At 50.0% G+C, this 12,703-nt stretch carries 13 protein-coding genes; all 13 read left to right on the forward strand.

Annotated features, from left to right (window positions below; translation table 11 throughout):
- Positions 1 to 4: 4 nt before the first annotated feature.
- Positions 5 to 448, forward strand: coding sequence for an FMN-binding protein MioC (gene mioC, locus DRI82_RS07095; protein WP_114192812.1), 444 nt, complete (start codon positions 5 to 7; stop codon positions 446 to 448).
- Positions 449 to 828: 380 nt separating this feature from the next.
- Positions 829 to 2,718, forward strand: coding sequence for a tRNA uridine-5-carboxymethylaminomethyl(34) synthesis enzyme MnmG (gene mnmG / locus DRI82_RS07100; RefSeq protein WP_114192813.1), 1,890 nt, complete (start codon positions 829 to 831; stop codon positions 2,716 to 2,718).
- A gap of 132 nt (positions 2,719 to 2,850) precedes the next feature.
- A complete protein-coding gene (rsmG, locus tag DRI82_RS07105) occupies positions 2,851 to 3,471 on the forward strand; it encodes a 16S rRNA (guanine(527)-N(7))-methyltransferase RsmG (RefSeq protein ID WP_114192814.1) in 621 nt (206 codons plus the stop codon).
- Positions 3,472 to 4,105: 634 nt separating this feature from the next.
- Entirely contained in the window at positions 4,106 to 4,480 is a 375-nt protein-coding gene (atpI, locus tag DRI82_RS07110; protein ID WP_114192815.1) for a F0F1 ATP synthase subunit I, read from the forward strand.
- Positions 4,481 to 4,511: 31 nt separating this feature from the next.
- Positions 4,512 to 5,294 (forward strand): F0F1 ATP synthase subunit A, encoded by a 783-nt coding sequence (gene atpB / locus DRI82_RS07115; RefSeq protein WP_114192816.1) that lies wholly within the window; start codon positions 4,512 to 4,514, stop codon positions 5,292 to 5,294.
- Positions 5,295 to 5,347: 53 nt separating this feature from the next.
- Positions 5,348 to 5,587, forward strand: a complete 240-nt coding sequence (atpE, locus tag DRI82_RS07120; protein WP_000429386.1) for a F0F1 ATP synthase subunit C — start codon at positions 5,348 to 5,350, stop codon at positions 5,585 to 5,587.
- 62 nt (positions 5,588 to 5,649) lie between these two features.
- Entirely contained in the window at positions 5,650 to 6,120 is a 471-nt protein-coding gene (gene atpF / locus DRI82_RS07125; protein ID WP_114192817.1) for a F0F1 ATP synthase subunit B, read from the forward strand.
- A 14-nt stretch (positions 6,121 to 6,134) separates the two neighbouring features.
- Positions 6,135 to 6,668, forward strand: coding sequence for a F0F1 ATP synthase subunit delta (atpH, locus tag DRI82_RS07130; RefSeq protein ID WP_114192818.1), 534 nt, complete (start codon positions 6,135 to 6,137; stop codon positions 6,666 to 6,668).
- A 12-nt stretch (positions 6,669 to 6,680) separates the two neighbouring features.
- Complete coding sequence (atpA, locus tag DRI82_RS07135; protein WP_114192819.1) at positions 6,681 to 8,222, forward strand: F0F1 ATP synthase subunit alpha; 1,542 nt, start codon at positions 6,681 to 6,683, stop codon at positions 8,220 to 8,222.
- Positions 8,223 to 8,283: 61 nt separating this feature from the next.
- Positions 8,284 to 9,147: a F0F1 ATP synthase subunit gamma gene (gene atpG / locus DRI82_RS07140; protein WP_114192820.1), complete on the forward strand. Its 864-nt coding sequence runs from the start codon at positions 8,284 to 8,286 to the stop codon at positions 9,145 to 9,147.
- A 32-nt stretch (positions 9,148 to 9,179) separates the two neighbouring features.
- The gene (gene atpD / locus DRI82_RS07145; protein WP_114192821.1) at positions 9,180 to 10,562 is read left to right on the forward strand and encodes a F0F1 ATP synthase subunit beta; all 1,383 of its coding nucleotides are present in this window, start codon (positions 9,180 to 9,182) and stop codon (positions 10,560 to 10,562) included.
- 30 nt (positions 10,563 to 10,592) lie between these two features.
- On the forward strand, positions 10,593 to 11,006 hold the full coding sequence (locus tag DRI82_RS07150) for a F0F1 ATP synthase subunit epsilon (protein WP_170138689.1): 414 nt from the start codon (positions 10,593 to 10,595) through the stop codon (positions 11,004 to 11,006).
- Positions 11,007 to 11,280: 274 nt separating this feature from the next.
- Positions 11,281 to 12,651, forward strand: a complete 1,371-nt coding sequence (gene glmU, locus DRI82_RS07155; protein WP_114192823.1) for a bifunctional UDP-N-acetylglucosamine diphosphorylase/glucosamine-1-phosphate N-acetyltransferase GlmU — start codon at positions 11,281 to 11,283, stop codon at positions 12,649 to 12,651.
- Positions 12,652 to 12,703 lie beyond the last annotated feature (52 nt).

Genomic DNA, 12,703 nt, shown 5'->3' on the forward strand with positions numbered 1-12,703 from the left:
CATTATGGCAGACGTAACTCTGATCAGTGGCAGTACCCTTGGCAGTGCAGAATATGTCGCTGAGCATTTGGCCGAGAAACTGGAAGACGCAGGTTTTTCAACAGAGACATTACATGGTCCCGAACTGGATGAACTGCCGTTGAATGGCGTCTGGCTGCTGGTTACCTCTACACATGGCGCAGGCGATCTGCCCGATAACCTTCAACCTTTAGTAGAAGAAATTACTGAACGGCTGCCTGATCTGTCAGAAGTACGTTTTGGTGCCGTCGGATTGGGCAGCAGTGAATACGATACCTTCTGCGGTGCGATCAAGGCGCTAGATCAGTTATTAATCGAAAGAGGGGCCAAAAGGATCGGTGATCGGCTTGAGATCGACGTGACTCAGCATGAGATTCCAGAGGATCCCGCAGAGGAATGGCTGATCAATTGGGTTAATTTACTCAAATAAGCTTAAAGATCGAGCGATCAGATGTGGATAACTATGCTTAAAAGCAGGGTAAAACCGGTAGTTATCCCTCTAACAACCCTTGTTCACTTTTCAGGCTGTGCATAACTATCCATTCTGATCCCAGCTTATACTGTCCAGGATCACCGATCATTCACAGCTAGTGATCCTCCTTAATTATATGATCTCATTAATGAATAATGAGTTATACACAGAGGATCGCGATCCTAATAGTAAGATCTAATAAAGAGATCTTTAAATAAAAAGATCTTCTTTTAATTACCGACGATCCTAAGGCACTTGGTCGATCGTCTAAACTTGAGTAGAATCCCCCACCCCAGGGCATACAACGTTCATTCGCATAATTGGCGAGGTGCAGTACCATGTTTTATCCGGATCAATTTGACGTCATCATCATTGGTGGTGGCCATGCAGGCACAGAAGCCGCCATGGCTGCAGCCCGCATGGGGCGTCAGACCTTGTTATTAACCCACAATATCGACACACTGGGACAGATGTCGTGCAACCCGGCTATCGGTGGGATCGGAAAGGGACATCTGGTTAAAGAAGTGGACGCATTGGGCGGCCTGATGGCCACGGCCATTGACCATGCAGGCATCCAGTTTAAGATACTAAACGCGAGTAAAGGGCCAGCTGTCAGGGCAACCCGGGCGCAAGCGGATCGGGTTCTGTATCGCCAGGCTGTTCGTACTGCATTGGAGAATCAGCCAAACCTGATGATCTTCCAGCAGGCGGTTGAGGATCTGATTGTTGAAAACGATCGCGTTGTCGGTGCCGTGACCCAAATGGGTCTCAAATTCCGCGCCAAAGCGGTGGTACTGACTGTTGGCACCTTCCTGGACGGCAAGATCCATATCGGCCTTGAAAATTACAGTGGAGGCCGTGCAGGCGATCCTCCGTCGATCCCATTATCACGTCGTTTGCGTGAACTGCCACTGCGGGTCAATCGTCTCAAGACGGGGACACCGCCACGTATTGATGCAAGAACCATCGATTTCAGTGTGCTGGGCGAACAGCATGGTGATACGCCAATGCCGGTATTTTCGTTCCTGGGCAACGTGTCGCAACACCCAAGACAAATTCCTTGTCACATCACCTATACCAACGAAAAAACCCATGATGTGATTCGTAATAATCTCGATCGTAGCCCAATGTACGCTGGGATCATCGAAGGGATCGGACCACGTTATTGTCCCTCGATCGAAGATAAAGTCATGCGTTTCGCCGATCGCAATTCGCACCAGATCTTCCTTGAGCCAGAAGGCTTGACCAGTAACGAAATCTATCCGAATGGCATCTCCACCAGCCTGCCTTTTGACGTTCAAATGCAGATCGTCCGTTCAATGCAGGGGATGGAAAATGCCCGGATCGTTCGACCTGGTTACGCGATTGAGTATGACTTTTTTGATCCACGCGATCTGAAACCGACACTTGAGAGTAAATTTATCCACGGTCTGTTTTTTGCCGGGCAGATCAACGGCACGACCGGTTACGAAGAAGCGGCAGCCCAAGGGTTACTGGCTGGCCTCAACGCAGGTCGTTACGCCAACGAGGACGAAGGCTGGTCACCACGTCGCGATCAAGCTTATCTGGGTGTGCTGGTGGACGATCTCAGCACGCTAGGCACCAAAGAGCCCTACCGGATGTTTACCTCGCGTGCCGAATACCGCCTCATGCTCCGTGAAGACAACGCCGATCTCCGTCTGACCGAAACCGGGCGTCGACTGGGATTGGTTGATGATGTCCGTTGGGCGCGTTACAACCAGAAGCTGGAAATGATCGAGCAGGAACGCCAGCGCCTGCGCAGCATCTGGGTTCATCCGCATTCTGAGCAGGTTGAACAGATCAACGCGCAGCTTAAATCGCCACTGTCGCGTGAAGCGAGTGGGGAAGAGCTGTTGCGTCGCCCGGAAATGACCTACGAACTGATGACTCGCCTGGATATGTTTGCTCCGGGACTCGACGATCAGCAAGCTGCCGAGCAGGTTGAGATTCAGGTGAAATATCAGGGTTATATTGTTCGCCAGCAGGAAGAGATCGAGAAACAGCAGCGCAATGAGAATACCCTGCTGCCCAGCGATCTGGATTATCGCCAGGTTTCAGGCTTATCCAACGAGGTTATTGCGAAACTCAATGATCACAAGCCGAATTCTATTGGTCAGGCATCCCGGATTTCGGGGATCACGCCTGCTGCGATTTCTATTCTGCTTATTTGGTTGAAAAAACAGGGCTTACTGCGCCGCAGTGCCTGATAATTCAAGGCGTCCGTGAAGAGAAAACCATTTCCGGACGCCTGAGCCCCTTCCCGCCAGCGCTCTGCTGGATTATTATTTTCACCGAATATTTCATCCGTTGATGATTCAACGTTGGTCAGAGGAATTTTTGTGCAAAAGAAACTGGACTCGCTGCTGGAAAAAGCGGGAATTTCATTACCCGATCAGCAAAAACAGCAACTTTTGGGCTACGTGGGTATGCTGCACAAATGGAATAAAGCTTACAATTTAACGTCTGTGCGCGATCCTGAGCAGATGTTGATTCGGCATATTCTCGACAGCATTGTGGTCAATCCGCATCTGACAGGCGAACGTTTCATTGACGTAGGGACCGGTCCTGGCTTACCAGGCATCCCTTTGGCGATAGTCCGTCCTGATTCACACTTCACCCTCCTTGACAGCCTGGGCAAGCGCGTACGCTTCATGCGGCAGGTGCAGCACGAACTCGGACTGCGTAACATTGAGCCAGTGCAAAGCCGGGTTGAGGAGTTTGTTCCGCAACCCCCCTTTGACGGGGTGATTAGCCGTGCCTTTGCCTCGTTACAGGACATGTTGTCATGGTGCCATCACTTGCCTGATAGCGAGAAAGGGCGCTTTTATGCACTCAAAGGAGTACGTCCAGATGACGAACTGTCTGCCTTGATACCGGGTTTTGTCATGGAAAAAATCGTAAAACTGCAGGTTCCTGAACTGGACGGTGAACGTCATCTGGTGATCCTTAAGGCAAACTAAAGTTGTTATTTATCAAAAAAAAGCGAGATCGGTAATTCATTTATGCCGTTGGCAGAAAGTTGCCAACGCGACACGGAGTCGCGTTGGATTACTTATTTGTCACATTTACTTAGCATCTCGATATCATAATGCCGTGTTTTTGAATAAAAAACTTGTTTTGTAAATGACATTTGTTATCAATTACATTTTAGTGATGTAATCAGCATGTTGTTTATTTTTGAGTGGGGATGTCAACAAGTCGTATTAATTAGATGTGCGCTTTGTTTTCGAATAGTAACTTTATACCATTTTGATTTATAAAGAGTTTAAAAAGCCAGATTAGCTAAAGACACTGGCAGTCTTGCGGCAGTATAAAAACAGGGCTTTATATAATGTGATCCTGCGCACAGTTCCTTGTCTGAGTGTGGAATAATCAGACAAATATAAGCAGGCGATTATTTGAGTAGTTTCCTTATGAAAATAGGCATAAAGATTAAAATTTAAATTATTGTTCACCTTTTCGCTACTTATCGATTGAATTCGCTTGAGTGACCCGTATAATTTGCTCGGTTTTTGTTGCTTGACTCAATAGGGCAAAAGGCAGTTTTATACGACACCAGCACACCTCCTGTGAGGGACGGAGAGAACAAACGTCATGTCTGTATCCCTTTACAGCAAGAAGGTAGCAAGAAAGCTGCTGTTTCTGCAGTTACTGACCTTTGTTCTACTCAGTGCCGCATTTGGGCTCAAGAGCCTGGAATGGAGTATTTCGGCATTGGCTGGCGGCCTGGCCGCATGGTTACCCAATGCACTGTTTATGCTGTTTGCATGGCGTCACCAGGCACATACCGAGGTATCTGGACGTGTTGCCTGGTCATTTGCCATCGGAGAGGCGCTGAAAGTTATTATCACGATTGTTTTGCTGATAATAGCGCTGGGCTTGCTCAAGGCGGCATTTGTTCCGCTCGGCCTGGCCTATGTATCGGTGCTGCTTACGCAGATATTGGCACCGATCGTGATTAAAAGTTAACGTACTTAACTAAAAAAGGGTAAGAGGCATCATGTCTGCATCAGGAGAAATCTCTACTCCACAAGAGTATATCGGTCACCATCTGACTCAGTTGCAGTTGGGGACGGGATTCTGGTCGATTAACATCGATTCGATGTTTTTCTCCGTGGTCCTCGGGGTACTCTTTCTGGCTGTCTTCCGTCACGTTGCAAAGAATGCGACCAGTGGCGTTCCGGGCAAGTTACAAACTGCCGTTGAATTGATAGTAGGTTTTGTCGACAACAGCGTGCGGGATATGTATCGCGGCAAAAGCAAAGTGATAGCACCGCTCGCACTGACCGTCTTCGTCTGGGTTTTCCTGATGAACCTGATGGATCTGTTGCCGATCGATTTGCTGCCGTTTATCGGGGAACACGTCTTCGGGCTTCCTGCCCTGCGTGTGGTGCCAACTGCTGATGTGAACATCACATTGTCGATGGCGTTGGGTGTATTCATTCTGATTCTGTTCTACAGCATCAAAATGAAAGGAATTGGTGGCTTCGTGAAAGAACTGACGATGCAACCGTTCAACCATCCGGTATTCATTCCAATCAACTTGATCTTGGAAGGTGTCAGCCTGCTGTCCAAGCCGGTATCACTCGGTTTGCGACTGTTCGGCAACATGTATGCGGGTGAGTTAATCTTCATCCTGATTGCGGGTCTGTTACCGTGGTGGTCACAGTGGATCCTGAATGTGCCTTGGGCCATTTTCCACATACTGATTATTACGCTACAAGCCTTTATTTTCATGGTTCTGACGATCGTTTATCTGTCGATGGCGTCTGAAGAGCACTGATTTTCTTATAACACTACTGCGTTTTATTTAACTGAAAAAAACTGGAGACTGTCATGGAAAACCTGAATATGGATCTGCTGTACATGGCTGCCGCTGTGATGATGGGTTTGGCGGCAATCGGTGCTGCGATCGGTATCGGCATCCTGGGTGGTAAATTTTTGGAAGGTGCTGCTCGTCAGCCTGACCTGATTCCTCTGCTGCGTACACAGTTCTTTATCGTCATGGGTCTGGTTGACGCCATCCCGATGATTGCTGTTGGTCTGGGCTTGTACGTGATGTTTGCTGTCGCGTAGTAGAGAGTCATCTCTACAGTGAAACCACACCAAAACATTAACTTTTAAAGAGGCATTGTGCTGTGAATCTTAACGCAACAATCCTCGGCCAGGCCATCGCGTTCGTCCTGTTTGTCTGGTTCTGCATGAAGTATGTATGGCCGCCGATTATCGGAGCCATCGAGAAGCGTCAGAAAGAAATTGCTGACGGTCTCTCTTCCGCAGAACGCGCCAAAAAAGATCTGGACTTAGCGCAAGCCAATGTGACCGACCAGCTGAATAAAGCCAAAGCAGATGCTCAGGTGATCATCGAGCAAGCGAACAAACGCAAAGCTCAGATTGTTGATGATGCGAAAGCCGAAGCCGAGTTGGAACGTAGCAAAATCGTGGCGCAGGCTCAGGCTGAGATAGACGCTGAACGTAAACGCGCTCGTGAAGAGTTGCGTAAACAAGTTGCTATATTGGCAATTGCTGGCGCCGAGAAGATCATTGAACGTTCCGTGGATGAAGCTGCCAACAGCGACATCGTTGATAAACTGGTCGCTGAACTGTAAGGAGGGAGGGGCCGATGTCTGAATTTATCACGGTAGCTCGCCCCTACGCCAAAGCAGCTTTTGACTTTGCCGTTGAGCACCAAAGTGTAGACCTCTGGCAAAAAATGCTGGGGTTTGCAGCCGAAGTCACTCGTAATGATCAGATTGGCGAAATGCTTTCCGGTGCCCTGGCACCCGAAACGTTGTCCGACACGTTCATTTCCGTATGTGGTGATCAACTCGACGAAGCCGGTCAGAACCTGATTAAGGTGATGGCTGAGAACGGACGTTTGAAAGTTCTTCCTGATGTGCTGCAGCAGTTTATTGAACTGCGCGCCTCGCTTGAGTCCACCGTCGAAGTCGACGTGACTTCTGCCAGTGCACTGAATGACGAACAGCGTGCGAAAATAACCGCCGCGATGGAAAAACGTCTGTCACGCAAAGTTAAGCTGAATTGCAAAATTGATAAGTCTGTCATGGCCGGCGTAATAATCCGCGCTGGCGATATGGTGATAGATGGCAGCGTTCGCGGTCGTCTAGAGCGTCTGGCAGACGTCTTGCAGTCTTAAGGGGACTGGAGCATGCAACTGAATTCCACCGAAATCAGCGAACTGATCAAGCAGCGCATTGCTCAGTTCAATGTAGTGAGCGAAGCTCACAATGAAGGGACTATTGTTTCCGTCAGTGACGGAATCATCCGCGTACACGGTCTCGCTGACGTCATGCAAGGCGAGATGATCGCACTGCCGGGCAACCGTTACGCTATCGCATTGAACCTGGAGCGCGACTCTGTAGGTGCCGTTGTTATGGGCCCTTACACCGACCTCGCCGAAGGCATGAAAGTTAAATGTACCGGTCGTATCCTGGAAGTTCCAGTTGGCCGCGGTCTGTTGGGACGCGTTCTGAACACCTTGGGTGCGCCTATCGACGGTAAAGGTCCGGTTGAGCACGACGGCTTCTCTGCTGTCGAAGCTATCGCACCTGGTGTTATCGAACGTCAATCGGTCGATCAACCGGTTCAAACGGGTTACAAATCCGTTGATGCCATGATCCCAATTGGTCGTGGACAACGTGAATTGGTGATCGGCGACCGTCAGACCGGTAAAACCGCGCTGGCAATCGACGCCATCATCAATCAGCGTGATTCCGGTATTAAATGTATTTACGTTGCTATCGGCCAGAAAGCGTCCACCATTTCTAACGTGGTGCGCAAGCTGGAAGAACACGGCGCGCTGGCAAACACCATTGTGGTGGTGGCTACTGCATCTGAATCTGCCGCATTGCAATACCTGGCACCGTACTCCGGTTGTGCCATGGGTGAATACTTCCGTGACCGTGGCGAAGACGCATTGATCATTTATGATGATCTGTCCAAGCAGGCTGTTGCCTACCGTCAGATTTCCTTGCTGCTTCGTCGTCCACCAGGTCGTGAAGCCTATCCTGGCGACGTTTTCTATCTCCACTCCCGTTTGCTTGAACGTGCTGCGCGTGTTAACGCCGATTACGTTGAAGCATTCACCAAGGGTGAAGTTAAAGGCAAAACCGGCTCTCTGACTGCTCTGCCAATCATTGAAACGCAAGCAGGTGACGTTTCCGCGTTCGTTCCGACTAACGTAATCTCGATTACCGATGGTCAGATCTTCCTGGAATCCAACCTGTTTAACGCCGGTATTCGTCCTGCTGTTAACCCGGGTATTTCGGTATCCCGTGTGGGTGGTGCCGCGCAGACCAAGATCATGAAAAAACTGTCCGGTGGTATCCGTACCGCTCTGGCACAGTATCGTGAACTTGCTGCGTTCTCTCAGTTCGCATCTGACCTGGATGATGCAACTCGTAAACAGCTTAGCCATGGTCAGAAAGTGACCGAATTGCTGAAGCAGAAACAATATGCGCCAATGTCTGTTGCACAACAGTCCCTGGTTCTGTTTGCTGCTGAGCGTGGCTTCCTGGAAGACATCGAGTTGGCTAAAGTCGGTAGCTTCGAAGCTGCGTTGTTGGCTTTTGCCGATCGCGAGCACGCCGAACTTCTGAATCAAATCAACCAAACTGGTGCTTACAATGATGAGATCGAGGGCAAGCTGAAAGGCATCCTCGAAACCTTCAAGGCAACCCAGTCCTGGTAACGCTGAATGGTCCTGCTGTTTGAAAGAACAGCAGGACGTCTGGCAATGAGGAGAAGCAGAGATGGCCGGCGCTAAAGAGATACGTAGTAAGATCGCCAGCGTGCAAAACACGCAAAAGATCACTAAAGCGATGGAGATGGTCGCCGCATCCAAAATGCGTAAATCGCAGGAGCGCATGGCGGCTAGCCGTCCTTATGCAGAGACCATGCGCAGCGTGATTGGTCACCTTGCGTTAGGTAATCTGGAATATAAACACCCGTACCTGGAAGAGCGTGACGTAAAGCGCGTTGGGTATCTGGTGGTGTCTACTGACCGTGGTCTTTGCGGCGGTTTGAACATTAACCTGTTCAAACGTCTGCTGAATGAGATGAAAAGATGGTCCGAAAAAGGCGTTGAAGCTGATTTGGCGCTGGTTGGCTCGAAAGCAGCCTCTTTCTTTGGTTCCGTGGGTGGCAACGTGGTTGCTCAGGTTACCGGCATGGGGGATAACCCTACACTGTCGGAACTGATCGGGCCGGTGAAAGTGATGCTGCAAGCCTACGACGAAGGTCGTTTGGACAAGCTTTACATTGTCAGTAACAAGTTTATCAATACGATGACCCAGGAGCCGCAGATTCTTCAGTTACTGCCGTTACCGCCAGCGGAAGACGGTGCGCTGAAGAGTAAATCCTGGGATTATCTGTATGAACCCGATCCTAAGGCGCTGTTGGACACCCTGCTGCGTCGCTATGTGGAATCTCAGGTTTATCAGGGCGTCGTGGAAAACCTGGCCAGCGAACAGGCCGCGCGAATGGTAGCGATGAAAGCCGCAACCGATAACGGCGGTAGCCTGATCAAAGAGCTGCAGTTGGTATACAACAAAGCTCGTCAGGCCAGCATCACTCAGGAACTCACCGAGATCGTCGGGGGAGCCTCCGCGGTTTAAGCTAGGTTTACGAATTACGTAGAGGATTCAAGATGGCTACTGGAAAGATTATCCAGGTAATCGGCGCCGTGGTGGACGTCGAGTTCCCCCAAGACGCTGTACCAAAAGTGTACGATGCGCTTGAGGTAGAAAACGGTACTTCCAGACTGGTGTTGGAAGTACAGCAACAGTTGGGCGGTGGCGTTATTCGTTGTATCGCAATGGGTTCTTCCGACGGTCTGCGTCGTGGTCTGGTTGTTACCAACCTGGAGCACCCGATCGAAGTACCGGTAGGTAAAGCAACACTTGGTCGTATCATGAACGTACTTGGCGAGCCTATCGACATGAAAGGCGATATCGGTGAAGAAGACCGTTGGGCTATTCACCGTCCGGCACCAAGTTACGAAGAGTTGGCTAACTCACAGGATCTGCTGGAAACCGGTATCAAGGTTATGGATCTGATCTGTCCGTTCGCCAAGGGCGGTAAAGTTGGTCTGTTCGGTGGTGCGGGTGTAGGTAAAACTGTAAACATGATGGAGTTGATCCGTAACATCGCGATCGAGCACTCCGGTTATTCCGTGTTTGCAGGCGTGGGCGAACGTACCCGTGAAGGTAACGACTTCTACCACGAAATGACAGACTCCAACGTTATCGACAAAGTTTCACTTGTGTATGGCCAGATGAACGAGCCGCCGGGTAACCGTCTGCGCGTAGCATTGACCGGTCTGACCATGGCTGAAAAATTCCGTGACGAAGGTCGTGACGTACTGCTGTTCATCGATAACATCTATCGTTACACCCTGGCCGGTACAGAAGTATCTGCACTGTTGGGTCGTATGCCTTCAGCGGTAGGTTATCAGCCGACTCTGGCGGAAGAAATGGGCGTTCTGCAAGAACGTATCACGTCTACCAAGACGGGTTCTATCACTTCCGTACAGGCCGTTTACGTCCCTGCGGATGACTTGACTGACCCATCTCCAGCCACCACCTTTGCTCACTTGGATGCAACCGTGGTACTGAGCCGTCAGATCGCTTCCCTGGGTATTTACCCGGCGGTTGACCCGCTTGACTCCACCAGCCGTCAGTTGGATCCGCTGGTTGTTGGGCAGGAACACTACGATGTAGCGCGTGGCGTGCAGTCTATTCTGCAACGTTATCAGGAACTGAAGGATATCATTGCGATCCTGGGTATGGACGAGCTGTCAGAAGATGACAAGCTGGTGGTATCCCGTGCACGTAAGATTCAGCGCTTCCTGTCACAACCGTTCTTCGTGGCTGAAGTCTTCACCGGTTCTCCGGGTAAGTTCGTTTCGCTGAAAGATACCATCCGTGGTTTCAAAGGCATTATGGACGGAGATTATGACCACCTGCCGGAACAGGCGTTCTACATGGTTGGCGCCATTGAAGAAGCAGTGGAAAAAGCCAAGAAACTGTAACGCTGTTGAGAGGAGGGTGACATGGCTGCAATGACTTACCATCTGGATGTCGTGAGTGCGGAACAAAAAATGTTCACCGGCTTGGTACAAAAGATCCAGGTGACGGGTAGCGAAGGTGAACTGGGTATTTATCCTGGTCATGCGCCGTTACTCACTGCCATTAAGCCTGGCATGGTGCGCATTGTTAAAGAGCACGGTGAAGAAGAGTATATCTACCTCTCCGGCGGCATCCTTGAGGTGCAACCGAGCACAGTAACCGTACTGGCTGACACTGCCATTCGTGGGCAGGACCTCGACGAAGCAAGAGCGCTTGAAGCCAAGCGCAAAGCGGAAGAACATATTCACAGTTCTCACGGCGACGTCGACTACGCTCAGGCGTCTGCTGAACTGGCTAAAGCGATCGCGAAACTTCGCGTTATCGAATTGACCAGAAAAGCGATGTAAGTAAATCAATAATAAAAGGCGACCCAATGGGTCGCTTTTTTTTTGCTTTTAAAAAAGAATGGTATTCGGGGTTTTCATGTTGTTCTGAATCCTGTAATAGATGAAAAATGTCTCCGTAAGCAGACACTTTACCGCAGGATTTAACGGGGTTGGCTATTGGCTGCACAGCCTTTGACACCGCGGGTTGCCTCGGATTTTTACCGAAAAATATGTAGTAATTCTGTCAGCGAACAGGTTTACTTTTGACTATCAAATTGGAGTTATCAGGTTGCTTATGTCGAACAGTGCAATGAGTGTAGTGATCCTTGCCGCAGGTAAGGGAACCCGCATGTATTCCGATCTTCCTAAAGTGTTGCATCCTCTTGCTGGCAAGCCGATGGTGCGTCATGTGATTGATACTGCAAGACATTTAGGGGCAGCGAATATTCATCTGGTCTACGGCCACGGTGGCTGTCTGCTGAAAGAGACTTTATCGGATCTTTCGTTGAACTGGGTTTTACAGGCTGAGCAATTGGGTACCGGCCATGCCATGCAGCAGGCTGCGCCAGCGTTTTCCGACGATGAAGACGTGCTGATGCTCTATGGCGATGTGCCTCTTGTCTCTCAAAATACCCTGCAACGTCTTATTCAGGCCAAACCCCAGGGCGGAATTGGTTTATTGACCGTAAAGCTGAGCGATCCTACCGGTTATGGCCGCATTGTGCGGGAGAAGGGCGAAGTGGTGGGCATCATCGAACAGAAAGATGCCAATGCCGAGCAGTTGGCTATCAATGAGATCAACACCGGTATTCTGGTCGCCAACGGTGCAGATCTTAAACGTTGGTTGAGCAAACTCACCAACGATAATGCGCAGGGTGAATATTACATCACAGATATTATTGCCATGGCCCACGCAGAAGGTAACAAGATCGAAACGGTACACCCTGCTCGACTGAGCGAAATGGAAGGGGTAAATAACCGCCTGCAACTCGCCCGGCTTGAGCGGGTATTTCAGAGTGAGTTGGCAGAGGGATTACTGTTGGCTGGCGTGATGTTGCTGGATCCTGCGCGATTTGATTTGCGGGGAACCCTGCAACATGGGCGTGATATTACCATTGATGCCAACGTAATCCTTGAGGGTAACGTGACGCTCGGTGATCGGGTGAAAATCGGTGCTGGTTGCGTGCTGAAAAACTGCGTCATAGGTAATGATTGCGAAATAAGTCCATACTCTGTGTTTGAAGATGCTGTTCTTGCCGCGAATTGCACCGTGGGTCCTTTTGCTCGTTTACGGCCTGGCGCGGAACTGGCAGAAGGTGCCCATGTGGGTAACTTCGTTGAAATGAAAAAGTCGCGCTTGGGTAAAGGCTCAAAAGCCGGTCATCTCTCTTATCTCGGGGATGCGGAAATTGGTGAGGGCGTGAATATTGGCGCAGGAACCATAACCTGCAACTACGACGGAGCAAACAAACATCAGACCATTATTGGTGATGATGTTTTCGTCGGTTCAGACACTCAATTGGTGGCGCCCGTGACTATCGGCAAGGGCGCAACCATTGCAGCAGGGACGACCGTCACCCATAACGTGGCAGAGAATGAATTGGTATTGAGCCGCGTTAAGCAGGTGCATCGAGCGGATTGGAAACGCCCGATTAAGAAAAAGTAAATTTTTCAGGCACAGCCAACGCTGTGCCTGATGTGTTTTGCTGTGCGTTTCG

Source organism: Edaphovirga cremea, assembly GCF_003332275.1.
Classification (GTDB): Bacteria; Pseudomonadota; Gammaproteobacteria; order Enterobacterales; family Enterobacteriaceae; genus Edaphovirga; species Edaphovirga cremea.

Coding starts and splice junctions, on each gene's coding strand:
- mioC (WP_114192812.1), top strand. CDS start 5: ATGGCAGACGTAACTCTGATCAGTGGCAGTACCCTTGGCAGTGCAGAA.
- mnmG (WP_114192813.1), top strand. CDS start 829: ATGTTTTATCCGGATCAATTTGACGTCATCATCATTGGTGGTGGCCAT.
- atpI (WP_114192815.1), top strand. CDS start 4,106: ATGTCTGTATCCCTTTACAGCAAGAAGGTAGCAAGAAAGCTGCTGTTT.
- atpB (WP_114192816.1), top strand. CDS start 4,512: ATGTCTGCATCAGGAGAAATCTCTACTCCACAAGAGTATATCGGTCAC.
- atpE (WP_000429386.1), top strand. CDS start 5,348: ATGGAAAACCTGAATATGGATCTGCTGTACATGGCTGCCGCTGTGATG.
- atpH (WP_114192818.1), top strand. CDS start 6,135: ATGTCTGAATTTATCACGGTAGCTCGCCCCTACGCCAAAGCAGCTTTT.
- atpA (WP_114192819.1), top strand. CDS start 6,681: ATGCAACTGAATTCCACCGAAATCAGCGAACTGATCAAGCAGCGCATT.
- atpG (WP_114192820.1), top strand. CDS start 8,284: ATGGCCGGCGCTAAAGAGATACGTAGTAAGATCGCCAGCGTGCAAAAC.
- atpD (WP_114192821.1), top strand. CDS start 9,180: ATGGCTACTGGAAAGATTATCCAGGTAATCGGCGCCGTGGTGGACGTC.
- DRI82_RS07150 (WP_170138689.1), top strand. CDS start 10,593: ATGACTTACCATCTGGATGTCGTGAGTGCGGAACAAAAAATGTTCACC.
- glmU (WP_114192823.1), top strand. CDS start 11,281: ATGTCGAACAGTGCAATGAGTGTAGTGATCCTTGCCGCAGGTAAGGGA.